This is a genomic window from Pedococcus sp. P3_C7 (genome assembly GCF_056402615.1).
Genome location: NZ_JBFUHC010000012.1, coordinates 1 through 22,593 on the forward strand (window position 1 = coordinate 1; position 22,593 = coordinate 22,593).

Annotated in this window: 21 protein-coding genes; 5 read left to right on the forward strand and 16 right to left on the reverse strand. The window is 63.9% G+C overall.

Annotation, left to right across the window (positions count from 1 at the left end):
- Nucleotides 1-186 precede the first annotated feature (186 nt).
- From AC1DS4_RS16790 to AC1DS4_RS16820, 7 genes are all read right to left on the reverse strand, one after another.
- Entirely contained in the window at nucleotides 187-1,323 is a 1,137-nt protein-coding gene (locus AC1DS4_RS16790; RefSeq protein ID WP_477633689.1) for a tyrosine-type recombinase/integrase, read from the reverse strand.
- The gene (locus AC1DS4_RS16795) at nucleotides 1,320-1,523 is read right to left on the reverse strand and encodes a helix-turn-helix transcriptional regulator (RefSeq protein ID WP_477633710.1); all 204 of its coding nucleotides are present in this window, start codon (nucleotides 1,521-1,523) and stop codon (nucleotides 1,320-1,322) included. Before AC1DS4_RS16795 ends, AC1DS4_RS16790 begins: the two co-directional genes overlap by 4 nt.
- Before the next feature lie 35 nt (nucleotides 1,524-1,558).
- On the reverse strand, nucleotides 1,559-3,172 hold the full coding sequence (locus tag AC1DS4_RS16800) for a replication initiator (protein ID WP_477633690.1): 1,614 nt from the start codon (nucleotides 3,170-3,172) through the stop codon (nucleotides 1,559-1,561).
- Nucleotides 3,173-3,305: 133 nt separating this feature from the next.
- Nucleotides 3,306-4,874 (reverse strand): FtsK/SpoIIIE domain-containing protein, encoded by a 1,569-nt coding sequence (locus AC1DS4_RS16805; protein ID WP_477633691.1) that lies wholly within the window; start codon nucleotides 4,872-4,874, stop codon nucleotides 3,306-3,308.
- Between the two features lie 13 nt (nucleotides 4,875-4,887).
- A complete protein-coding gene (locus tag AC1DS4_RS16810; RefSeq protein ID WP_477633692.1) occupies nucleotides 4,888-5,139 on the reverse strand; it encodes a hypothetical protein in 252 nt (83 codons plus the stop codon).
- Nucleotides 5,136-5,609 carry a plasmid replication, integration and excision activator gene (locus AC1DS4_RS16815; RefSeq protein WP_477633693.1) on the reverse strand — a complete coding sequence of 158 codons (474 nt, stop codon included), beginning with the start codon at nucleotides 5,607-5,609 and terminating at the stop codon, nucleotides 5,136-5,138. The genes AC1DS4_RS16810 and AC1DS4_RS16815 overlap by 4 nt, the downstream gene beginning before the upstream one ends.
- Nucleotides 5,610-5,681: 72 nt before the next feature.
- On the reverse strand, nucleotides 5,682-6,458 hold the full coding sequence (locus AC1DS4_RS16820) for a GntR family transcriptional regulator (RefSeq protein WP_477633694.1): 777 nt from the start codon (nucleotides 6,456-6,458) through the stop codon (nucleotides 5,682-5,684).
- A gap of 38 nt (nucleotides 6,459-6,496) precedes the next feature.
- On the opposite strand from AC1DS4_RS16820, the gene AC1DS4_RS16825 reads away from it, so the two are divergent.
- A complete protein-coding gene (locus AC1DS4_RS16825) occupies nucleotides 6,497-6,940 on the forward strand; it encodes an NUDIX hydrolase (RefSeq protein WP_477633695.1) in 444 nt (147 codons plus the stop codon).
- 90 nt (nucleotides 6,941-7,030) lie between these two features.
- Here the strand turns inward: AC1DS4_RS16825 and AC1DS4_RS16830 are convergent, their stop codons facing one another.
- The 8 genes from AC1DS4_RS16830 to AC1DS4_RS16865 form a co-directional block, all read right to left on the reverse strand.
- Nucleotides 7,031-7,450: a PIN domain-containing protein gene (locus tag AC1DS4_RS16830; protein WP_477633696.1), complete on the reverse strand. Its 420-nt coding sequence runs from the start codon at nucleotides 7,448-7,450 to the stop codon at nucleotides 7,031-7,033.
- Between the two features lie 221 nt (nucleotides 7,451-7,671).
- Nucleotides 7,672-8,484: a hypothetical protein gene (locus AC1DS4_RS16835; protein WP_477633697.1), complete on the reverse strand. Its 813-nt coding sequence runs from the start codon at nucleotides 8,482-8,484 to the stop codon at nucleotides 7,672-7,674.
- 268 nt (nucleotides 8,485-8,752) lie between these two features.
- Nucleotides 8,753-11,332 carry a GIY-YIG nuclease family protein gene (locus AC1DS4_RS16840; RefSeq protein ID WP_477633698.1) on the reverse strand — a complete coding sequence of 860 codons (2,580 nt, stop codon included), beginning with the start codon at nucleotides 11,330-11,332 and terminating at the stop codon, nucleotides 8,753-8,755.
- Nucleotides 11,316-12,989, reverse strand: coding sequence for an Eco57I restriction-modification methylase domain-containing protein (locus AC1DS4_RS16845; RefSeq protein WP_477633699.1), 1,674 nt, complete (start codon nucleotides 12,987-12,989; stop codon nucleotides 11,316-11,318). The genes AC1DS4_RS16840 and AC1DS4_RS16845 overlap by 17 nt, the downstream gene beginning before the upstream one ends.
- A complete protein-coding gene (locus tag AC1DS4_RS16850) occupies nucleotides 12,986-13,609 on the reverse strand; it encodes an N-6 DNA methylase (RefSeq protein WP_477633700.1) in 624 nt (207 codons plus the stop codon). The genes AC1DS4_RS16845 and AC1DS4_RS16850 overlap by 4 nt, the downstream gene beginning before the upstream one ends.
- 265 nt (nucleotides 13,610-13,874) lie before the next feature.
- Nucleotides 13,875-14,318 (reverse strand): hypothetical protein, encoded by a 444-nt coding sequence (locus tag AC1DS4_RS16855; RefSeq protein WP_477633701.1) that lies wholly within the window; start codon nucleotides 14,316-14,318, stop codon nucleotides 13,875-13,877.
- Complete coding sequence (locus AC1DS4_RS16860) at nucleotides 14,311-14,823, reverse strand: ImmA/IrrE family metallo-endopeptidase (RefSeq protein WP_477633702.1); 513 nt, start codon at nucleotides 14,821-14,823, stop codon at nucleotides 14,311-14,313. Before AC1DS4_RS16860 ends, AC1DS4_RS16855 begins: the two co-directional genes overlap by 8 nt.
- 614 nt (nucleotides 14,824-15,437) lie before the next feature.
- Nucleotides 15,438-16,172 carry a DUF4839 domain-containing protein gene (locus AC1DS4_RS16865; RefSeq protein WP_477633703.1) on the reverse strand — a complete coding sequence of 245 codons (735 nt, stop codon included), beginning with the start codon at nucleotides 16,170-16,172 and terminating at the stop codon, nucleotides 15,438-15,440.
- A gap of 755 nt (nucleotides 16,173-16,927) precedes the next feature.
- Between AC1DS4_RS16865 and AC1DS4_RS16870 the strand changes: the two genes are divergently transcribed.
- From AC1DS4_RS16870 to AC1DS4_RS16885, 4 genes are all read left to right on the forward strand, one after another.
- Nucleotides 16,928-17,755, forward strand: a complete 828-nt coding sequence (locus tag AC1DS4_RS16870; protein WP_477633704.1) for a GAF and ANTAR domain-containing protein — start codon at nucleotides 16,928-16,930, stop codon at nucleotides 17,753-17,755.
- Nucleotides 17,756-18,472: 717 nt separating this feature from the next.
- Entirely contained in the window at nucleotides 18,473-18,802 is a 330-nt protein-coding gene (locus tag AC1DS4_RS16875; RefSeq protein ID WP_477633705.1) for a hypothetical protein, read from the forward strand.
- 38 nt (nucleotides 18,803-18,840) lie between these two features.
- A complete protein-coding gene (locus AC1DS4_RS16880) occupies nucleotides 18,841-19,020 on the forward strand; it encodes a DUF1660 family phage protein (protein WP_477633706.1) in 180 nt (59 codons plus the stop codon).
- Between the two features lie 281 nt (nucleotides 19,021-19,301).
- Nucleotides 19,302-19,664 carry a hypothetical protein gene (locus tag AC1DS4_RS16885; RefSeq protein WP_477633707.1) on the forward strand — a complete coding sequence of 121 codons (363 nt, stop codon included), beginning with the start codon at nucleotides 19,302-19,304 and terminating at the stop codon, nucleotides 19,662-19,664.
- Between the two features lie 74 nt (nucleotides 19,665-19,738).
- Here AC1DS4_RS16885 and AC1DS4_RS16890 read toward each other — a convergent pair whose 3' ends face one another.
- Entirely contained in the window at nucleotides 19,739-22,417 is a 2,679-nt protein-coding gene (locus AC1DS4_RS16890; RefSeq protein ID WP_477633708.1) for a response regulator, read from the reverse strand.
- Nucleotides 22,418-22,593: the final 176 nt, after the last annotated feature.

Genomic DNA, 22,593 nt, shown 5'->3' on the forward strand with positions numbered 1-22,593 from the left:
TGCGCACCGTGCGACGCGACAGCACCGGCCCCGTCCGCAACAAACGACCCTTGGGAGGTGCACTGACCAAGACCCGCAGGACAAACTGACGTAAGGAGTGTCAAGGATCAACCGACGTAAAACCGTCAACCATCAGCCGAATGCCTACAAGGGCACCACCACGTTTTCGCAGGTCAGAGGCCATATTCAGGCCTCCCCGTCGCTCTCCGAGTCTGACGATTTCGGCGGCTGGGTGCCTATTGGGTTCCCAAGAGCCTTGTTGACCCGGTCCAAGGCCGCCCGGTCGGCGTCCGTCCCCATCAGGTGCCCATAGGTGTCGAGCGTCAGCTTCGCCGTCGAGTGACCGAGCCAGGACGACACCGTCTTGATGTCCACCCCGGCCGCGATCCACAGGGATGCCGCAGTGTGCCGCAGGTCGTGCGGACGCCTCCCGAGGCCCGTCGTGTTCCAGTGAATCTGACGCCGCCAGTTCTGGGCGTGGAGGTACCCGCCCTCGGGTGCGGGAAAGAGCAAGTCGTTCGGCTCTTTCCCCTCCGCCGCCCTGAGGACCACCGGCAACACCAGTTCCGACAGCGGCACCATCCGGGATCGACCGCTCTTGGTCGTGGCCCGCTCGATGACCGCACCTGTCAGCCCGGACTGCGGAATGGACCGCTTGACCACGATCCCGGGATAGGGAACCGAGACCACGTCTCGGACTCGCAGCCCGCGTAGCTCGCCGAATCGCAGACCGGTCAGAGCCAGGACCAACGTGATGTCGGCACCCCCGGTCGACAGCTTCCGCTGAGTGTCGACCACATCAAGGAGTACAGCGACGGTGAACGGGTCGACCTCGACGACCTTGCCCGTCCTCGAGTCGGGATGCGGAAGGGGCACGAGCTCTGCGGGTGAGACCTGAAGGCGACGCGTCTTCACGGCATACCTGAAGAGCCCCCGCAGAGTCGTTCGGACGCGAGCCGCTGTCCGCACCGACCGCGTCACTGCCAGGTCGACCAGGAATCGCTCGACCAAAGGAGGTGTGACCGATGAGATCGGGAACTTCCCGAAGGCCGGCACGATGTGGACCCGGAGAGCGCTCTCGTCCGACTCCCAGGCCCGCACCGACACCTGCCCCTTCCGTGCCTCCCGAAACTCATCGGCCAGCTCGCGCACCGTGATCCGACCGGCAGCGGGAGCGACGAACTCGCCAGAGTGCAGCAACCGCTTCTGCTCGACTTCCCAGCGCACAGCGTCGCCGCGTCGGTCGAAGGTCCGATCAGCTACGACACGGCTGCGGTACTTCACCTGGACCCGCCACTTGCCGTTGGGGCGCTTGATGATCACGCCGGTTCCTTTTGCGACTCCAACCACGCCAACAGGTCCTTCGGCGTCCAGAAGCATCGCTTGCCGATCCTGATGGCCGGAGCGAACCGCCCGTGATACCTCAGGTGGTTCAGCGTCCCCACGCTGATGTGGCACCACTCCGCCGCCTCGTCCGGAGACAGCAGGACCGGAGCCTGCACTTCATCGACTTCTCTACTCATGACCTTCACCCCTTGGTTGATTTCCTTTGGGACCACTACTGATTCGGACGCTTCGCCTCGGCCCTGTGTTGTGCGTACTCGCGTGCCCGTGCGGCAGCAGCGCGGGCCAGTGCGACGTCACCTTCGGTGTCCCAGCCGGTTCCGACGAAGGACCAAGACCCGACCACGAGCGTGGCTTCGTCATCGTCGTCAGCGAGCAGCTGAGCTTCCATCGACGCGAGGTCGACGGGTATGCCGGTGCGATGTGCGTCTGCGATGAGGACCTGTGCGCGTCGACGGGCGCGGCGCAAGGCTCCGAGGGTGACGGAGTAGCGGCGTGACTTGGTCGCGAAGTGCCCTCGGAAGCCAAGGGCGGTATGCCACTTGCCCAGCAGTCCGTACGGCAGCTCCTTCAGGGCGCATTGCATCCGCTCCGCGACCCACTCGTCCTCGACGAGGGTGGCGAACTCGGCTGCCACGGCTTGGATCCGGGACAGGTGCGGGTTCGAGACCTCTCTATTGACGGTGTCAGTGGCGGACTTGGTCGAGTACTTCGCGAGGTACCCGGCCACCTGCTCCGCATTCAGCGGTCCAACGGGGTCGTCCGTGCGGTAGCCGACCTTCACCGGACGGCAGTCGACCTGGGCACCGAATGCCAGCACCCGGGGGACGTCACCGGCGAAGACTGGCGGTGCGGTGAATCGGACCGATTGGACGGTCTCCTCGACGACCTGGGCGAGCAGCTGGGCGGTGACCCCGTCGGGCGCGGGTGCGAACGCGTCGTCGGCCTTTGGACCGTCCAGGCGGACCAGGGCGTGGAAGTGGATCAGCCCGCGGCGCTGGTACTCGGCCACCTTCGAGTACTGCACGCACGCGACCTGCTTGAGCCGGGATTCCTTCACGCCGAGCCGGCGCGCCAACACCCGCTTGATCCCGATGTTGAATCGCCTCCACAGCTCGGGCGCCCACCACTGCCACACGATGTGGGAGGCGTAGTCGTAGCACTCCCCGCACAGCGGCTGGCCCAGCAGCTCGTCGCCGTCACCATGCCTGGTCATGCAGGTGGTGGATCGGCCGTGCTCGCAACGCTTCGCCTTCGCGTGGGGACGGCACCGGCGACCGTTGTCACGCATCCCATGGACATGCCCGAACGACGGCGCGGTCACCGTCGCGAAGACCAGCGGGTTCTCCCCCACCCGTTCCGGGACGCCCTTGCCGCCAGCGACCCCTGCCTTGATGAGGTGGAACATGTCGGCCGCGTAGACCCGCGAACACGACGGGCAGTCGGATGCTCGGCGGTTGCCGCACCGGATCAAGGTGGCCCCCAGCGGCTCGGCGTCGGAGGAGTACGTCGACAGCACCTCCCCCGTCCTGGCGTCGACGCGCATCGACGATCCGGTGAGGTGGATTGGGTTGGTGCACGACCCCACCCGAGCGACCGCGTTGGACCAGTCGTCGAAGTCCGGGGAGAGCAACCGTGCCATCACCTGCGCTGCAACCCGCGGTGAGGCCAGGTCGAGATCCAGCGCGGCCTCGTCCCCGAACCCGGGGAACCTCTCCGAAACGTGCGACGCGGCCTTCGTCAGCGCACTACCGTCAGGTGCATGGCGTCCCACGAGGTTCGCGTTCTCAACGCGGAATGTCCCGTCTGCGAGCACTTCGGTCCTCATTGGCCCAGTGCTCCTGGACTCTTCACATGCAGTCTGTGCAATACGTCCTTTGGGACAGGGCACCCCTCGGACGAGTCCGTTGTTCTCGTCGACGATGGCGACTGAGCGGACAAGGTCACAACGCGGAGCATGATCAAGCCACCCGCGATCCGTCTCGGTTGCGCGGCTTGCGCGGGGGCCGTGGCTTCCTCGGCCGCGCGGATGCGTCAGGCGTTGCGTCTGGTGTCGGCTGGGGGGCGACCGGTCGCGGCCCCGAGTCGAAGCTGTCGAGGGGGTCGACGGGCTTTGGCGCCCGGGGGGCGGTCAGTGCCGTTGAGGCGGTGACGGATCCGGCGAGGGCGTGGATGTCGTCGTCGGTGAGGTACGAGGCGCGGACTCTGCGGATCGCGCGCGTGCCTTCGATCCGGACGAACGCCACCCCTGGGGTTTGTTCGTTGATGTGGTCGGCGGTGGCGCCCATGTCGCGTGCGCCTTCGCCGAGGACCATGTCGACCTGGATCGGGTTGTCCAGGCGCATCGCGACCCGGGTGGGGAACAGGTCGCGCCACCCGACGACATCCTTGCCGGGGTCCTGCACCGCCGCCAGCACGGTGATCCCGACCGCGCGGCCCTTGGTCAGCAGCAGCCCGAGGGCCTTCTCGATCCGTCGCACCACGTCCCGTTCGGCGAACGCGGTGAGGGTTGCGAGTTCGTCGATCACTGCCAGCAGGTGCGGTGAGTCCGGGGAGGGCTGGTGCTTGCGGATACCCAGGTGCGCCAGCCTTTTGGCGCGCGCGTCCATCACGGCCACGAGGTCCTCGAGCAGGTCGCACATCGTCTCCGGGGTGCCGTCCTCGAACCGGGAGAAGAGTCGTTGCCCGGGGCGTAGTTCCATACCGCCCTTGGGGTCGATGGCCCACACCTGCACCCACCCTGCATTGATCGCCGGGGACAGCCCTCGCAGCAGCGACCACAGGATGGAGCCCTTCCCCGCGCCCGTGGCCCCGGCGATCAGGACATGGGTCTGCCAGAGGGAGAACCGCCACTCGGTGCCGTCCTCGTGCCGCCCGACCGGGACCCCGGCAAGGTTCACCTCCGATTCCGGCTGGACCGGCAGAGGTGCGATCGTGATCTTGAGGACGTCGGTGCAGTGCAGCTCGATCCAGACCGACCCCGGGCCTGACCCCGTGACTCGGGCTTCGCGGACGCCGAACGCGACGGCCAGCGCGTCGGCCTTGCGGGCGTAGTCGTCGAGGGTGAGCCCGGTCGGGATCGCCACCCGCAGACGTACGATCCCGGCCGGGGTGACCCGGATGTCCCCGAGTCCCCCGTACACCCAAGGCTTGTTGCTGCCGATGTGGTCGTGGACGACGAGACCAACCCGTGGGGCGATCCGTCGCCATTTGCCCGGATATGTCATCAACAGCCACACTCGAGTCAGGCGTGGCCGGACCTGCCCCCTGTAGGACTCCGGCCACGCCACCCGCCACACCACCAGGCCAACGACCAGAGCCGCCAGCACCGCAAGAAGCGCGAGGTGGCCGGCGTACCGGTCCAGCACCAGCAGGGAGCCTGCCGCCGAGGCGACCCGGGGGCGACGGATCGCGAACCGGACCAGCCGGAACACCGACCGCACAACCAGCAGCACGAGACGGACGACTGCCTCGATCATCATCGGCACCGGCTCGTCGCTGCCGAACATCGGACCCCTGGGCGCACTCATCACAAACCCCCTTTCAAGCCGACCGGCGAGCGTCCGCCGCCACTGACATCACCCGGGACTGAGCCGCACCAAGAGCGGAGTAAGCCCGGTGCATGCCGCGACGGACCTCGTCGTCTGGGGCGTTGACGAACTCCCGGACCAGCTTCGCCAGTTCGGTGCGGACTCCGTCAACCCGCGATACCTCATGCGTCAGCACAGCGGGGAGGTCCTTCACCTCGATGTCGAACGCGTCCGCCCACGCCACTGCCTCCACGGGGCGCATCACGCCGCACCCTTCTCAACCGGCCCTTGCGTTTTGGCGGCGCTCGACCCGTTGGGCTTGGCACCGGGGGCGCGCATCCCGTCCGCGCGCAGCGACCATCCGATCTTCGGCCGCTTGCCACGGTCGTCGATCCACGCCGTCACCGTCAGGTTGTCGAACTCCACCGGCCGCAGCTTCTGACCATCCACCTTCGACGGAGGCACCGGCTGCACATCGGCGGCGATCTTCACCGTCACCTCGCCCTGGTTCTTCGGGGCCTCCTCGTCATAGTCCACAACGCGGACCTCCCACACCCGCAGACCGGACTCCTTGTCCCGGACCTGCACGTCCCCCGGCTCCCGACCCTCGGCCTTCGCCGCCTGGATCAGATCGAAGTCCTCCACCGCCGTGACCGACCCGCGCATCCCGACACCCTCCGGGAAGACGTCCTCGAACCGGACCCGCATCCTCTGCTGAATCGCCATGACCAACACCTCTACTTGTCTAGAGCGGTTACTAACAGAAGCCAGTAAACCATACTCCTCTAGACAAGCACCTTCTCGGACTCAGATCGCGGGGAAGCGGTACTCCAAGACGTAACTGGGGGCCGCCTTGACGGTGTCAGTCAACTCGACAGCAGTTCCGTTGCGGTCGAACGCAATTCGACGAACCGTCAGCACCGGCGTCCCGGTCGGCAGTCGCAGGCGCCGACGCTCCTCCGGCGTAGGCATCCGAGCGGCGACTTCTTCGGAGAACTCGGCCAACTGGTGCCCCAGCTCCTCCAGGCGCGCGTAGATCCCACCCGGCCCGGTGTCCTGCTCGGCGATCTTGGTCCCGTTGGCGATGGCATGCGGAACATAGGACTGGGCAAGCTCAACGGGCTGACCGTCCATCAGGTATCGGCGACGCCTCGCAACAACCTTCGAACGTGCCAACAAGGACAAGGCCGAACGCACATCCGCTGACGCGACCTCGCTGCCCACCTCAATCTCGTCCACGGACGGGGTCCCTACGCCCTCCGCCTCAGCCAAGAATGCGGCCTGCCCTTCCTCTCGGTGGCGGCGCGCGAATCGGTCCGAGGCGACACGGCGAACAACCGGACGGTCTCTCACGAAGACGCCGCGGCCGTGCTCTGACCGGAGCAGTCCCTCGGCGCGAAGGTCGGCCAACGCCTGACGCACCGTCATCCGGGCAACACCGAAGTGCTCCATGAGTTGCGACTCGGACGGCACCTGGTCGCCGGGACTGAGCCGACCGGAAGAGACCGCCTCACGAATGCCCTGGGCGATCTGCTTGAAGGCAGGCATGTCCGCGGACTTGTCGACCTGACCAAGCTCCAACATGACTCCTCCAGTCGTCTGTACTGCCTACACTTTGACAGATGGAGGCGATCCCAGCGAACAAGCCACCGCGCCACTCGGTAAGTGTTGCGGCGGCCATCTTCGACGACTCCGGCAAGAGGGTTCTCCTCATCAAGCGCCGCGACAACGGCAACTGGGAGCCACCAGGTGGGGTACTCGAACTGAACGAGACCATCGAGGACGGCCTCAGACGTGAGGTCCGCGAGGAGACCGGCGCCGAGATCGAAGTTGGCCCGCTGACCGGCGTCTACAAGAACATGTCACTCGGAATCGTCGCACTCGTGTTTCGATGCAAACTGAGATCAAAACCAGGACAATCATCCGCCGAGGCCACCATCGTCGATTGGCGACATGTCAGTACCCTAAGCACATCCATGCAGCAGGTCTTCGCGATTCGTATCCAGGATGCTGAACGTCAGGGACCACCGACCGTGCGCGCCCACGACGGAGCCATCTTCCGCTAGAACGAGGATCCAGCGCGGAGACTCGGATAAGACTTCGTGAAACACAACTCACACTTATTCGTCACTCCAGAATCAGGGACCAACTTTGTGTCAAATGGATCCCCGTGGAACAACCCATTCGTGCGCCTGCCCCGTGACCGCAGCAATCGCCTCATAGTCGCTGTCATAGTGGATTACGGTCAATCCTTGCCGTTTGGCCACGGCTGCGATGACAAGGTCAGGAATCGATGCTCCCCGATGCTGTGCATCGGCCGCTAGATCGCTCTGGACTTTTAGTGCATCCTCCCAGTCTCGCTCATCGGTCTCCTCGTAACGGAGTATCGAGTTACGCCATCCTGACAGCTTTTGATAGTCGTCGTAACTCTGGGCTGAGTAGAGTGCTTCTAGTTCCAGGATCGCGCATGTGTGAACCAGCCCTCTCATGAGCAGTGGTTCGAGACGGTCGTTCACGGCATCCACCTTCAACCGCGACATCGCGCTGGTGTCTACCAAGTATTCAGTCACCGCCATGCTTCAGCTCGCAACTCGTCCGTCCCATTCATGGCGTCTGACCGCATAAATCCAAGAAATTCAGTAACCAATCTCTCGCGCACGACTTGGTTCAGCGCGGCATTAACAGTGTCGCCTGGAGACTCGGTGCCCAGCATTTCTTGAGCCATAGCCAAGGCAGATTCGTCAACGTGTTCGACCGTTGCCTCTGCGCCATCCCGGGGCTTAGTTCTCGCCATCCCCTAACTCTCCTCACCTGGTTGCACTGCGTACTTAACTTGACATCGCTGGCAAACGGCACCGTGCATTACGAAGATATCGATTCGCATCAGGAGTGGTACAAGCGTGTTGGGGCTGTAGCGGCGACAAAGATCGCAGGTGAATTCTTCTACCGGCCCGAGATTCTTTCCAATCCTGACGCCGTCCATCATGTCTTTCACCGCGTAAGCCCAGCATTGATCGCATTTCCACGATCGTTTGGCGATGAAGATGTTCCATGGCTGCATCGGGTGGGCGTGCAGATGGTCACAGACGCGAACATTTTCATCATTTGGATCCAGCTGGCTAAGCACGTCCACGGCGGCCGTTTTGCCACGAGAGCTGGACATTTGGATGCCATCGACCTTGGCCGGCGCAACCTTTGCGCGGTTGATCTCCTGTGCCCAGTCGAAGTCCTTCTCCTCCGTGTCCTCTGCGGCCCGCTCGCCGTGGTAGGACGCGAGGAGCGCCTTAACGTTCTCGTCCCGAGCAGGGCAATGTCTTCGATGGCGGAAAAGTGCTTCAAGTGCTGGAACGCCAAGGTCCGCATCCTTCCGTCCCAACGTCGGCACTGCTTCGCACTTCTCACATCGTCCGGTAAGGATTGCGCCACGCCGTAAACGCAGCGCGAACTCCAACTCTGGAGAGCAGTTTGGCGGCACCGCGGGGAGGACTACAAGCACATCACCGAGTGCCCACGCCTCGTCCAGGCCGTGCGGCATCGCGCCACGGAAAGCGGGCGTCTCACCCCTGGCGTATGCGGCATATAGATCTGCCTTCGCGTCTGCTTGGCTCATCACCCTCCGTCGGCTGCGTCTCCCCTAGATGCTAATGCGCCACGACCTTGGACGGCAGCGCCTTAGGGCATCGCGCCTCAAGGACTGGGCTACCCCTTCGGGCGACGCTTCGTCACCGGATCCATCGGGTGTCTGAGCAGGTACGTGCCCGACGGCCCAGCGAGCAAGCAACTCAAGTCTGGAAGCAACCGCAGGGACAACGCGCCACCACGGGTAGTGCTGGCGCGCCAAGGTCGCTGCATCGGCCTTCGCCACGGATGGGCCAATCTTAGGTAACAACCCCACCAGACTCAGCAAGCGCATCCCGAGCTACGACCGTGTCATACAGCCCGTAATGACGAATTCCCTCATGAGAATCCAGGCCCGTATACGACAGCGAGGAGTCTTCGTAGCGGCGAAATGCAAAGACGGCCTGATTCATATGGCCAGAGTTGAAGACGTTCAGCGAGACCAAAAGGTTGAAATCCTCCACCGAGAGCCCTGTGACGGTTCGAAAGAGATCCGTTTCGATCTTCGTGATAACATCCTGAAGCGTGTTTTCGCGAAAGTCAGTCAGGTACATGAATGCGGGAATCCGGGTCGCAAATTTGATCAGTTTGTCCTGGATCTGCTTTCGTTTGGACTTGTACTCCTTCTCCTCATCCGTGAGCTCCTTCCTCGTCTTCGGATCGTTCTTGTCGCCGAGCTTCTTTTTGAGTTCTTTTACCTTTTCGCTCTTGTTGACGACCGTTTCGATGATGTTGTCACCCAGAGCCCTGAAGCCTTCGATGTGCATGACTGCTCGCAGAGCTTCCTCGTTGGCGAGGATCCTGCGAAGGGTGTCGTTATCGACGTTGACCAGGAGGGCGGACTCCCACTTGCGAGCTAGCAGGGTCGCGCTCGTACCTGCCATGGCCGTGTCGAGGATGCCGCCAGCGTCAATCTGGATCATGTGGGAGCCGTCGTAGGCAAGCACCGGGAGGAACGACACCAGGTCCTCCACGGCCTTTTCGGGGTTGGGCTCGTTGGGGCTCAAGCCCACTCCATACTCGGAGAGCTGGCGAAGGGCCCGGGTGGGAGCAAAGTCGAACACGAAGCAGATGGGTTTGTAGACCTCTTCTTCGTGGGGGTTGTCGCCGTTTGGATTCTTCTGGCTCCACGGTGACTGCACACGGAAGGCGGCCTGGAAGTAGGTCTCAGGCGACTTCAAGTTGCGAAGCATGAGGATGGATGACCACTGCGGCACGGTGACGCCTGTCGTGAGCTTGCCGCATGAAAGCACGATGGAACCTGAATCATGGCCGCTGCCAATTGCCCTGCGAACGGGCGGCAAGGCATCCAAGCCAATACCTGCACCGGCCCCGGCCACCGTAAGCACCTTGTACTTATGGAAGTAGGCGTTTTGGCGCTCGGCCAGGAGGTTCGCCATGGCATGGCATGCCGCCACGTTCGGCAGGAACCAAAAGGCATGCTGGACGTGGGGCAGCAGGCGCACGTCGGAGTAGGGGAAGGGCGGCCTCTGTGAACCCTGCTTTAGGTTGTCCACCTGAGTCGGCGCGTAGGCGCCCCTGATGATGTCGAGCCACTTCTGGACCTCGTCCTTGTACTTGAATGCGGCCTCTGCGCCCTTCCCAGTGGCAGCGAAGAACGCGTTGAGGTCGAACTCATCAAATTCACCGGAGCTAGCGATCGCGACCAACTCATCGGGCATCTGGTAAGTCAGAAGGCGCATCTGTGGAAGTCCACCGTAAGGGTTCCAGGCGCCAGGGTGCGCCTGCGCGAAGGCGTCCTTGGCCCGCTGTTCGTCCGTATAGGTCCAGTTGAAAATCTGCTCCTCGATGAACTCACCCGTCCTGAGCACCTTGAAGGGCGTGCCCGATAGGTACAGGTAAGCGCGCGTCGTGATAGGCAGGAATTCGGTCTCCTGCTCACTCAGTTCGTCAAGTTCCTCGTGGTAGGCGTCTAGCTCGGGGTTGTACTCGAGCGTCGTCTCTGCCCTGACCTGGGAGTCGTCTTCGCCCTCGAAGAGTTCCTTCGCAGTCTCGCGCCACGCACCGAAGTGATACTCATCGAAGATCACAAGGTCCCAGTTGATCTCATGGAGCCACTTGTTCTTGGCCTTGATATTGCCCGCCCTGTCGCGTCCCAACAGGTCCTGGAACGAGCCGAAGTAGACCAGAGGCTTGTTCTTCGCCACTGCCAACGGATCAGCGCCGGACTGCTTGCTCATGTACTGCCAGCCATCGAAGTCGGCATGGTTCTCAAGGTCGGTCTGCCACGCGTCCTCAACTGCGGGCTTGAAGGTCACCACGAGAACGCGACTGGCTCCGAGCTTCTTGGCCAACTGATACGAAGTGAACGTCTTGCCGAAACGCATCTTCGCGTTCCAGAGGAAGCGCGGCACGGCGTGCATGTCCTCGCTCCACACCGAGTTGTAGTAAGCGTGGCTTTTGGCAACCGCATGAGCCTGCTCAGCTCGCATCTTGAATGTCTCGTGGTGAGTGCCGCTTAGCCTCTGACCCATGCGCAGTTCCGTGATGGCAGTCTGAACGTCAGCCAGCGTGCAGCGCACCCACTCGCCAGCGCCCGGTGCAGGCTCGATGCTCTCAAAACCCTTGGCATTCAAGCGTGCCCGCAACTGATGGTCAGTGAAGGATGCCCCGTCCACCCGCTCTGCTGGCTCCTCTAGCAGGATCGTGGGCCTGATGCCGGCCGTCTTCGTCTGTTCCGCGATCCTCTTCTTCACATCGCGCGTGGTTTGCCCCACCTTGATGAGGCCAACATGAGCAGGAGTGTCGATGGTGTAGGCGTACACCCTCAGCCGCGCATCGGGCTTAGGAGAAAGCAGTTCCTCAATGGTCTTCGGCATCGGCTTCCTTGGCGTTCTCCATCGGCTTGATGAAGGATTCGATGTAGGTCTGCTCTTCCTTCGTGATTCCGTACTTCTCGTAGAGGTCAGCGTCGGTCCACGCTCGATCCCACGTTTGCTCTGGAACCCAGCGATACATGCCTCGGAAGACGTGCTGGGCTGGCTTCCGGAGCGAGATGAGGAAGCGAACCAATCGCGTCCGTAGATATGACTCAACACTCTTCGCCTCGGCCTTCGACTCCAGCGGTCCAGCGACGAGGTAGGTCTGGGTGCAGGCTGAGCCAGGTTCCCCAAGAAGCGGCGGGCCCAAGACCACGTCCACACCGGTCTTCTCTCGCTCACGGCCAGAGCCCGCGACAGGCAAGTAGAGCTTCCACACGTCGATCAAGTGGGTGTTCTTGCGGATCGCGGCACGTGCCATCGCTCCGCTGACGCGACGGGTGCCAATGTTGGCATAGAGCCGCACAGCACCATTACCTGGCTCCGCGTCCTGGTTGTAGTCCTTGAAGTTCGTCGCGAGGCCAAAGGGGGTATCGCCGCTGACGAGCCCTTCGAAGGGCTTTTCGCCCAAAGCAAGGACCTTGTGGAGGATGTCCACCGCCCGCTTGTCGCGGACAAAGACTTCGAACTCATCCAATCGGCGCTGGTAGGGGCCGATGGCTTCACCGCCACGATGGTAGGTGCTCTCGCATAGGCCAGGGTTGTCTCGATCCCAGAGGAAGTAGCAGATGCCTCCGCCAATCCCGACGGTCGGGAAAGCATCCTTGGCGTTCTCGAAATCGACGAGAGTACGAACGCGCTTGTCCCCGAGGAACTCGCCCCTGAATTCGCCGAGCCCCCGGCCCCCAGCCATGAACCTCGAGGGAATGACCATGCTGAGGAAGCGCGGCTCAAGCTTCTTTGCCTGGTTCACGAAGAGCTGGTAGATCGGCGAATCGTTTGTTCCCCCGCCTCCGCCCGTCATCTGGTACGGCGGGTTGCCAATGATCACGTCGAACTGCATGTCTGCTCCGAACAGCTCCGCGACGAGAGCTTCGATGTCGTCGGTGTGGATGAAGGCGTAGGCATGAGACTCAAGGCTGACTCCACGGTCGAGGGCAATCTGGCTCGCCCCACAGAACTTGCATCTGCCGTTGGTGATCTGCTTGATCCCATTGCCGTGTGCATCAGCAGTGATCACCCACTCGGTACCACCGACCCAGGTGTGCTCTTGCCGTTCGAACCAGATGTTGCCCTCGGGATTGTCGAAAGACTTGGCGATCGAGTGCTCCCCGTCAGCCCACTTCGAGCAGTAGAGGCTGCGACGAGCAAGCAAACTCGTGAGGTGCGTGGTGGCCATACCGTAGACCTGCTTGGTGAGAATGTGGTCCACCCGTCCCCCGAGGTCAGGCATAACTTCCGCGAGCCCTGCGGTAAGGCGCCTCGTGACTTCCCGAAGGAAGATTCCCGACTTGGTGAAGGGGTCGAGGAAGCGCACGTCGGGGTTCGTCCAGATCTCCTCGCCGTCGTGCGCTTCCGCCCATGCATTCGCCACCGTATCGAGCATGCGGTTGGCGAACTCGGGCGGTGTGAAGACCTCATCGTTGGAGAGGTTCGCAATACAAGTAAGCACGTCGGGGTTGCGGCCATGAACCGAGAAACCTGCATGCGTGGTCATGAGGCCAGCTCCGCCACGCTCATCGGCGGGTAACTCTTGATGGGGGCAAAAACTTCATGCTTCCCCATATCTGCGAACAGCGTGTCTCCTTCACCGAAGGTACTCATTTGAGTGAGGGTCTCGAAGCGGAAGTCCCGTCTCTGATACTTACCCTTCCCGAGGTATCCCCACTCGGCAAAAGTTATGGCAGCCCCCTCGCTATTGAGCATGGTCATGGCATCGCCATGAACGATGTTCTGGCTCAGGACGTACTTTGCCGCCCCCCGCACCGGGTCGTCCTTCTCCATCTCCATGAAGACAGTGAAGATCTCCAGCATGTTGGCTCTACAGTCCGCTACGTTGTCCGGCAAAAGCTCGATTCCATAGATGCACATCAGCGCGAGGAGGGCGTAGTGACGCTTCTCGAAGGCGCTCTTGCCGTAGCGAAGCTGAACCGTCATCAACTTGCGGGAGAGAACCCTCACGAGGAAGTTTCCAGAGCCACAGGCGGGCTCAAGGAAGCGGGAGTCCACTCGCTCGGATTCATCCTTGACGAGGTCAAGCATGGCTTCGACCATCCAGACAGGTGTGAAAACCTCACCATGGTCAGCAACCCGCTGCTTGGACTTCACCAACTCCACGACTTGACCCTCCTGAACGGACCCGACCAAGCTCGAACAAGCCGCTTGGTCGGGGCTCTGCGACACCGCCAACCGTAGTCGCTGGGTTCGGCAGTTCGGCGCAAGTTGCCCAAACCGCTCATCGGAACCCGCCCCGTAACTCGAGCGAGGCGGTACACGCCCGCTGGCGTCTGGCCCAGCCATCTGGGTCCACCCGCCCTTGAGGACCCGCCGCATAGCTCGGCCATCGACCCGCCACACCGTTACAGGCGATCTGACCGCAGCCTCATCCCAGGTCTTCGTTGGTGACGGAGGCGCCGTCCCGCCGAGGGAACAGGTAGCGCGTAATGACGTACAGGATGCCTAAGACCTGTATCACGGTCGCGCCCAACCAGGTTTGGATTGATTCGGTCGGCAGGTTCCAATTCAGGCCGCACGACGCATAGCGCCAGAAGACCAGGTCGGCAATGAACAGTTGACCTGCAACCGCCAGGAGGGCGAAGCCGGCAACCAGCCTCTTGAGGAGCAGGTCGAGACGCTGATCGGCACGCTTGATATCGGCTGTCGAATGCAACGGAAAGGAGCGGCCGGGCCACCACCTCCGCCGTGCTTTACGGACGACGCTGGCGTCACGCGGGCTTGCGCTGCCCAGAGCGGCGATTGTCAGATCTATGATCCGCTGCTGCCGCTGCGCCGGTGAGGGCGTTTGCTCGTCATCCGAGTCACTCACTGCGTCGCCCGCGCACTGGTAGGCCGAGGTTCTCCAGCCGATAAGTCATTGCCTGGACGGATACCTCACAACTACGGGCTAGAACTCCCACGCTCAGGTCGGGCTGACTCTCAAGGAATGCCCGCGGCATTAGGAGCGCTGCTGCGAAGGCATTCGCGTACCTTTCGCCGGGATCCGTTCCTGCCGACGCCAGGTCGCTTCGGTAGTCCACGAAGTCGAAGTCGCCCTCAACCGCGCCGAGCTTGCGTTGATAGAAGTGACCCAGCTCGTGAGCGCAGGTGAACCGCTGTCGATGCTTGTGATCTGCCCTGTTGAGGTAGATCTCCGTCGCTCCCCGACCTCGGCCCACCAACAACCCGGCCACATCGCTGTCGAGAACGGAGGACCAGACCTCGATGCCAAGGTCGCTTGCGATCGCAATGGGGTCCACTGGCGGCTCAATGATCTGGAAAGACTCCAGCACTGCGGCAGCATCAGCCTCCGCCTCACGCATCACGTTGGTCATCCATCCCTCCCCACCGAAAGTCTAAGGGAGTCGATTGTGCCACCCCGTTAGACCCAACTGGTGGACGCACCGGCGGAGCACCGGCTGGCCCTTGCCCCCATTGTGGGCGCAACCAACGACACCGGACAGAACCTCCGAGATAGCCGCCAAGGTAGTGAGAGCTTCGACTCCCGGGGCGCGAACAGATATGCGGACGGTTGGGTCGTGCCGCCGGAGGCCTGCAGGGCTCCTAGGCGTACGTGCACATGTTTGTGACGTAACACAGGCATCGGCATCAGTTCGTTGTTGCTTGCGTCGGCTCATGGCCAAGGCGTAGCGGGGCCGAAGACGTCGCGCTTGATGACGTCGTGAGGTCGCTGCTCAAGCCCCCATTTCGATCACGTCCACCGCAGTTTGGCTTGAGCCCGATGCCCTCGAGCTCTTCTCACATCCAGCATGGCCTTGCACTTCAGCGATTGCGCATCTCTCGGACGAAGATCCAGATCAGCCAGAATCCGCCTGTAAGGACGCACAGGACGACGTCGAAGATGAAGTTGAGAGGGCCGTAGCGCCTGCGGGACATAGAGGAACCTTCGGGTCAGTGAGGACTGGGGGACGCCATACACAACAGCTCCTCAGCGGTTGTCGACGTGGATGGGCTCAAGCTCCCAGGTCCCAGCCAGTTCGTTGAACTCGCCGACCTCTGCCACGACGTGGAGGTTGTCTCCCACCTTGATGCTGTCTGGCCTGTTCTTGGCCGTGGGGTGCAGATCCAAGACAGGCGAGATGTTGACGAACCTAAACATCGGCCCGATCACCTTGTTCTCGTCGAAGTCGCCGGCGAGGATCAACATGTCGTATCGCGTCTGTTGGTCGTCGTGGTGCTGCATAGCCCCCAGGTTGCCGTCGAACTCGATGGCCCTACCGGCGTACTTGGCGGCGAACGCAGCTGCCAGCTCGTCGTCCTGAGGTGAGCGGAGCAGCTTCGCGAGCTCGCGGTTGTTCTTCACCGTCAGGATCGGCTCTGGCTGGGGGGTCGCAGACTCAGTTGCTTCCGGTTCCGGTGACGGCTCGTCGGAGGGCGAGGCAGACGGGTCGCCGGTCGGCTTGGCGTCGTCCTTGCTGCAGTCGCGTTCAACCGTCAGCCGTGGGGCGTCAGTCAATGGCTCTCCAGGCGCCGGCGTCTGCTCGCAAACCTCCCAGTTGGACTCCTTCATCACGCCGAAGGCCCCACCTCCGAGGACTTCGACATCCTGGGCGAAGCCGGCGCGCTTGATGTCGCTCTGGGCAACATTGAGTTTCTTGCCTGTGACGTCTGGCATTGCCGGGTCCTTCTCCGACCCACAACCAGCGAGCCCGGCGACGATCATCAACGCAAGGACAGAGCGAATCGCACGCATCCCACACCCCCATCAAATTCTGCTCGACAGCGCGCTGAGCGTAGCCTGAACATGCCGCGGAGAGGGTGAGCGACACCGGACGGAAGGCGCGAGGGGGTCGCAGATCACGCCCGCGGATCTCTCGCGCAACAAATCGATCAGACCAGCGCGTCCACGGTTCTGATTCCGTGAGGACTTTCCTTACTGGCTCAAGCGCGGCTCCGCCGCGATGCGCGGGGCCCCGCGTTGGGGACCCCCGCGCTCCGGGCGCTTCGCGCCCTGCGCGCACCCCCACCGCACCCCACGCCCAAGGCATGAGGGAGCGCCCTGGTTCTGTTCCAGGGCGCTTCTCTCAGCTCCGGCTCTGCTCACCATCTACTGCGCTGTTGACGGCAGGGCTTGGCGACTGCGTGGCTGCCGTAAGCCCCAGCCGTAACCTCCTTCTGCGGTCGGCACTTCATACCCGTGTGTCCGGGCTCCGTACCGGCATCGCAGCCGGTCACCGAGCAGCTCCTGGGCTTCAAGGTCAATGCGCAAACCCGCGTGGGGGCCCGCCGTGGCCCCGCCAAATTGGGGGTTTTCCACTCGCGATACAGCGCGTACTCTCGCGAATGTAAGGCCCATCCCAGACCCCGATGGGCAGGTTTGGCAGTCCTCGGGCGCCCTATCCACCGAGTCAACGCCTGCTCGTCACTTTCACTGCAAGGACAGTTGGAGGCGACGTGGACACTTGGCACCCTGAGAACGTGGTCGACCCGGCCGGTTCGGCATCCGCGTGGCGCGGCGAGCGAGCGATGCCGGTACTGGACTCGATCATCGACGTGGCCGGGCAACTGGTACCCGGTACCCATGTCGGGATCTGCATAGCAGATAACACAGGCACCCTCACGACACTGGCAGGCACCGATCCACTCGTATTCGCCCTCGACGACATGCAATACGCCTTGGACGAAGGCCCCTCCCTCACCGCCGTTCGAGAGGGACACACCGTCATCATCGACGACGCCGAGAGTGAGCATCGGTGGCCGAGGTTCACGCCGTACGCCGTCAGCCTGGGGCTTCGATCGCATCTGGGCCTGCCGATCTGCAGCGAGGACCAAACCCTCGGCGGGCTGAACCTGTACTCGACAACGCACGCGCACCTTGACGCCGACCGCCTGGCCCACGCGCGGGTCTTTGCTGCCCAAGCAGCCATCGCACTGAGCCAGAGCCGACGCGAGAACCACCTGGCAGCGGCACTCCAGTCGAGCAGAACCATCGGGAAAGCCATCGGGCTCACCATGGAACGGTTCGACCTCGACGACGAGGAAGCATTCGCGCGCTTGGCCCGACAGTCCCAAAAGTCCAACGTCAAACTCCGCGACCTCGCGGCACACCTGGTCAAGCAATCGAACGACCTGCGTCACGCCACACAAGCAAGCCGGCCACCTATCGAGCAACCCTCTGCCGGCCACATAACGCTGCCCCGGCACGACGCCACGGGCACATGCGGGACGGACGCCAGTAATGGTTGGCCCGCGCTTGGCAACGCCGGAGACCAGGACGAAGTCACCGACTTGCTCCCCGGTTTGTAGATCCGGACTTGAGAGCGCCACTGCGTAGGAGACCTTCTGGCTCTGCGCTTCTGGAGAACTGGTTGCCTCGCAAGGGCCCACGAAGTCACGGACGCGAGGAACATCCAAAGGGTGATCCTGACAGCGATCGCGTGCTACCTCCGAGGGCACCGCTGGCACCGGATACGACGAACCGGCACTCACGCCCTCGTGTGTTTGCGGTGCCATCAGCTCAGTACCGTCGAAGCCCAAGGTCACCAAGAGAGCACCTATCCCTTCACCGACGATCCCGACCACAGCGTGCAGCCCTATCCGCCAGATTGACTTGGGCGTAACCTCGGCGCAGGGCCGGTTCGGGGTCTGCCGATGTCTCGGGGTCGACAACCAAATCGACAGGGTCGACCTAGAGCGGCCGCCATCTTCGGGCAGAGAGGCGGCCGCTCGCCACGTCAGGCAACTCGCGCCTGTTAGGTACCTCAGAGGTGCCCGCAGGGTCTGAAACAGCCAGAACCACCAGACATGCGCCACACCCCAAACTGTTGCGACACAACGGAATTCGGAGTCCGGGCCACCCCCTGGCTCGCTCCTAAAGCGGGTATCGGCAGTTTGAATCTGCCCGAGAGCACCGCCATAGGGCTCCGAATCCGAGGCCGTTTCGATCCTCGCCGCCTACCCCGAGATCTAATGGGGACCATCTGCGAGGGCCGGGAGAAGCCCAGATCGTCGAAAGGTTGCGAAATGCAGGTTTACAGCGAGATGGTTCGCGACGCACTCGGCGAGCTCGCCGACGGGGAGCACCAACGCCAGCTCTGGACCAGCCTGACTCCGTCGGGACAGTCCTCGCTCGAGGAATGCTGGGAGCGGCTGTTCGACGACAGCGGCCTGGGCGACGCCCTCGATCGGGAGACGGAGGTGTTCGGGGATCAAGCTGACCAGTGCCTGCGCGAGCTGGATGCGGCCTTGCGCTTGGTACCAACGAATGCGGCCACCAATGAGGTCATCGCGAGTGACGAGATGGTTCTGGTCCGCAGCCTCGCCAGCAGGGCTCTCGGCCTGCTTTCGGATTAGCCCTGCGTGAAACGGCAAACACGCTCACACTGAAAGTCATGGACGTCAAGCGCCTCACGTGCCGTCTCGTGGGCCACCGATGGAATCACCACCGGTTGCCGGATCAGACGGTCAAGTCGACGTGCCAGCGGTGCGGCCTGATCGAGTTCGGCGACGGTGAGCCCGATTCGCGGGCCCAGCACATCGTCGGAGGCGGAGGCCCGAGCGGCCCAGGTTGATGGGACAAGCTCCCGGCGCTCCGCAGCCAAACTGCGGTGGTCCCCGGCCCCGCTGCGATTACGCCAATTGGAGGAAGCCGAACGCGTCCGTGGGTAGGAGGGTGTTGATGTAGGCAACGCCCTCAAGCCCAAGCAAAGGCAGGTTAACCATGTCCCGCAAGACTTTCGCGCGTGCCACCTTCGCTGTCCTTTGCGCAGGAGCCGCGCTCTTGGCCGCACCCGCAGCCAGTTACGCAGACAGCTTCTCACTGCCCCAGGGAGAGGCCTGCGCAGACTTCCCCGTGACGTTCACCGTCTCTGGGGGCAATCAGAGCGTGCGACCCGCCAACGGCCAAGGCGGGAACCCGAGTCGAGTCATCGTCGCCGGGACGGGGAGCAACGTCACCGTCACCAACGACGACACACACCAGGCGGTGTCGTTCCAGTCCAACGGGGCGGTGACTCGCACCACGACCCGCGCGGACGGAAGCCAGACTGTCAGCGCCACCGGGCACTACATCATCATCTTGTTCTCCACCGACGTCGGAGGGCCGTCCACCACCCTCTACACGGGACAGGTGACCTACACCGTTTCCCCCACCGGGGTCTGGGAGGTACAGAGCCACTCCGGATCGGCGCTCGACCTCTGTGCAGCGCTCAGCTGAGCCCGTTCTCGACGCCAACCGCGAGGAAACTCAAGCGACGAGGGAGGCGGAAGCACGCGGCATACCCAAGGTAGTTAGTCCGGCAGGGCGGCGGGCACGCCGGCGAGGCCGGCCAGGCGGGTGGAGAGCTGGATCAGGTCGAGACGGCTCTTGGACGCCACGAACTCGACCCGACCCTTGAGCCGGCGGCGATCGGCGGCCGTGAGCGTCTTGGCCGTGAGCACAACGACGGGGATGCCTCGCGTGTTCGGGTCGTGGTGGAGCGCGTCGATGACCGCGAAGCCGTCGGTGTCCGGCATGAGCAGGTCGACGAGGACCACCGCCGGCGACTCGCTGCGCACGACCGCATGCGCCTCGGCGCCGTGGGCGCAGGTCCGCACGTCCCAGCCGAGTGGTTCGAGGGTGACCTGCACCAGCTCGAGCGCTGTCGGGTCGTCGTCGACCACCACGATCCGCCGGTGCGCCACCTGGTGGGGCGGGCCCACCCCCACCCGGCGCAGGGCGGCCAGGAGGTCGTCCCGAGCCACCGGCTTGACGAGGTAGTCGGAGGCGCCGAGCGCGAAGCCGCGGCCGCGTTCGGGGAGCACACTGACGACGACGACCGGCGTGTCGGCCGTCGAGGGCTCAGCCTTCAGCGCGCCCAGGACGTCCCAGCCGTCCATGCCGGGCAACCGGATGTCGAGGATGACGGCGGCCGGGTGCATCGAGCGCACCGCGTCCAGTCCCTCCTCCCCGGTCCCCACCGCCACCGGCCGAAGCCCGGCCGCGCGGACGTGCACGGAGACCAGCTCCGCGGAGTTCTCGTCGTCCTCGATGATGAGGATCGTCGGCCGGGAGTCCTCCCCCTCGCGACCCCAGCCGGCGTCAGCGTCCGCGTCGGCGTCAGCGTCAGCGTCGGCGTCGGGCACCAGCCGCGGCTGGGCGCTCAGGGGGATCCGGAAGCCGAACGTGCTGCCGACCCCGAGGGTGCTCTCGAGCCACAGCGTCCCGCCGTGCAGCTCAACGATCCGGCGGGTCAGCGTCAGGCCCAGGCCCGTGCCCTCCGCCGACGAGCTGGACCGGCCGCCCTGCTGGAAGGAGTCGAAGATCCGGGCCTGGTCCTCCGGGGCGATGCCCACGCCCGTGTCGGTGACGCTGACCTCGAGATCCCCTTCGACGCGGTGCGCGACGACGCGCACCCGACCTCCGTCGGGCGTGAACTTCACGGCGTTGCTCAGGAGGTTGAGCATGATCTGCTTGAACCGCAGCTGGTCAGCCCAGATCGTCCCCAGCTCCTCCTTGGACGCGTCCACCGTGACCTTGATCCGGTGTTGAGAGGCCCGTTCGCGGACCAGCAGGTGCGCGTAGTCGAGGGCCTCGGCCACATCGAAGGAGGTCCGGTCGAGCTCCATGTGACCTGCCTCGACCTTCGACAGGTCGAGCACGTCGTTGATGAGCGCGAGCAGGTGGCGACCCGCGCTGTGGATGTCCTGGAGGTAGTCGGCCTGGCGCTCGTTGAGCTCGCCGAACATCCGCTCCAGCAGCACCTCCGAGAAGCCGATCACCGCGTTGAGCGGCGTCCGGAGCTCGTGGGACATGCTCGCCAGGAACTCGGACTTGTGCCGGCTCGCATCGGCCAGCTCGGCGCTCTGCCGCTCGAGCTGCTGGTAGAGCCGGGCGTTCGTCAGCGCGATGGCCGACTGGCTGGCGAACGAGGACAGCAGCTCGCAGGTCTCCTCGCTGAACACCCCGGGCTGCTTGCGCCGCACCACCAGCGCGCCGACGATCCGGTCGGCCCGGGTGAGCGGGATCGCGACCAGGGAGCGCCAGCCGGCCTCGTGGAGCAGGGTCAGGTGCGGGTCGAGGTCCTTTCGCTCGGACAGGTCCGGGATCTGGGCCACCGTGCGCGAGGCGGCCGTCCGGCCGACGAAGGTCTCGTCGACGTGGATGCGGGACTGCCGAAGGCGCTCGACCACGTCGCGGCTGGTGCCGTAGGTCGTGCGCACCCCGAACAGCCGGGTCTCCTCGTCGTACTCCATCAGCGACCCGCCGTCGGTCTCCGAGAGCTGGACGGCGTGCTTGACGATCGTCGTCAGCACCTCGTCGGGATCCAGGGACGAGCTGATCGCCTCACCGACCTCAGAGAGCGCCTCGAGCTGCTCGACCTTCCACGACAGCTCGTCCGACCGGCTCTCGAGCGCCCGGAAGAGGCCCACGTTCCGCAGGGCCAGGGCTCCCTGCGCCGCGAACGTGCTGAGCAGGCTCCTCACCCGGTCGTCGAAAGGGTCGACGATGGTGCGCCACACCGACAGCACCCCGACCACCTCGTCCTCGACGATCATGGGAGCGCCCATGATCGTCCGGATGCCGCTCTTGCTCTGGAACTCGGGGCGGTCGTAGTCAGGGTCGGCGAGCACGTCGACGATCTGCTGGGTCCTGCCGTCCAAGCCGACCCGGCCGACCAGCGAGGTGCGGTCACGCGGCACCGGTTTGCGAGTGGCCAGCTCCAGGTAGTCGGGCCGCAGGCCGACCGAGTGCACCATCGTGAAGTTGTGCTCGGTGGCGATGTGGATCGTCGCCGCGTCAGCCCAGCACAACCGGCGAGCGCGCTCCACGATCGCGTCGAACACCTCCGCCTCACCCGACGCGGACGTCCCGAGCACGGCCAGGATCTCGCTCGTCGCGGCCAGCTGTTCCTGCGTCTCGGCCAGCCTGGCCTGGAGACGCGCCACGGCCGCGGCGCTCGCTGCAGACCTGTCCTCGGACTCGGTCACGTGCGCCTCCGATCGCGACATCACAGCTGGCGTGCGGTTCCAGCACCCTCAGTCGTGCGGCGCCGACACCCTCAGCGCGCCCACCACGTCAGGTATGCCGTTCCAGCACCTTCAGCAGTCTGCCCCCAGATCAGCGCCCATGCCTACCTCCAAAGGGTGACGCTGCCTGTGGCCGC

What these genes read in the sequence shown, in the direction of transcription:
- AC1DS4_RS16820 (WP_477633694.1), bottom strand. Translation starts at nt 6,458, where the DNA reads ATGTTGGAGCTTGGTCAGGTCGACAAGTCCGCGGACATGCCTGCCTTC.
- AC1DS4_RS16830 (WP_477633696.1), bottom strand. Translation starts at nt 7,450, where the DNA reads ATGGCGGTGACTGAATACTTGGTAGACACCAGCGCGATGTCGCGGTTG.
- AC1DS4_RS16840 (WP_477633698.1), bottom strand. Translation starts at nt 11,332, where the DNA reads ATGCCGAAGACCATTGAGGAACTGCTTTCTCCTAAGCCCGATGCGCGG.
- AC1DS4_RS16865 (WP_477633703.1), bottom strand. Translation starts at nt 16,172, where the DNA reads ATGATCGTCGCCGGGCTCGCTGGTTGTGGGTCGGAGAAGGACCCGGCA.
- AC1DS4_RS16875 (WP_477633705.1), top strand. Translation starts at nt 18,473, where the DNA reads ATGCAGGTTTACAGCGAGATGGTTCGCGACGCACTCGGCGAGCTCGCC.
- AC1DS4_RS16800 (WP_477633690.1), bottom strand. Translation starts at nt 3,172, where the DNA reads ATGAGGACCGAAGTGCTCGCAGACGGGACATTCCGCGTTGAGAACGCG.
- AC1DS4_RS16825 (WP_477633695.1), top strand. Translation starts at nt 6,497, where the DNA reads ATGGAGGCGATCCCAGCGAACAAGCCACCGCGCCACTCGGTAAGTGTT.
- AC1DS4_RS16880 (WP_477633706.1), top strand. Translation starts at nt 18,841, where the DNA reads ATGGACGTCAAGCGCCTCACGTGCCGTCTCGTGGGCCACCGATGGAAT.
- AC1DS4_RS16845 (WP_477633699.1), bottom strand. Translation starts at nt 12,989, where the DNA reads ATGACCACGCATGCAGGTTTCTCGGTTCATGGCCGCAACCCCGACGTG.
- AC1DS4_RS16805 (WP_477633691.1), bottom strand. Translation starts at nt 4,874, where the DNA reads ATGAGTGCGCCCAGGGGTCCGATGTTCGGCAGCGACGAGCCGGTGCCG.
- AC1DS4_RS16860 (WP_477633702.1), bottom strand. Translation starts at nt 14,823, where the DNA reads ATGACCAACGTGATGCGTGAGGCGGAGGCTGATGCTGCCGCAGTGCTG.
- AC1DS4_RS16795 (WP_477633710.1), bottom strand. Translation starts at nt 1,523, where the DNA reads ATGAGTAGAGAAGTCGATGAAGTGCAGGCTCCGGTCCTGCTGTCTCCG.
- AC1DS4_RS16835 (WP_477633697.1), bottom strand. Translation starts at nt 8,484, where the DNA reads ATGAGCCAAGCAGACGCGAAGGCAGATCTATATGCCGCATACGCCAGG.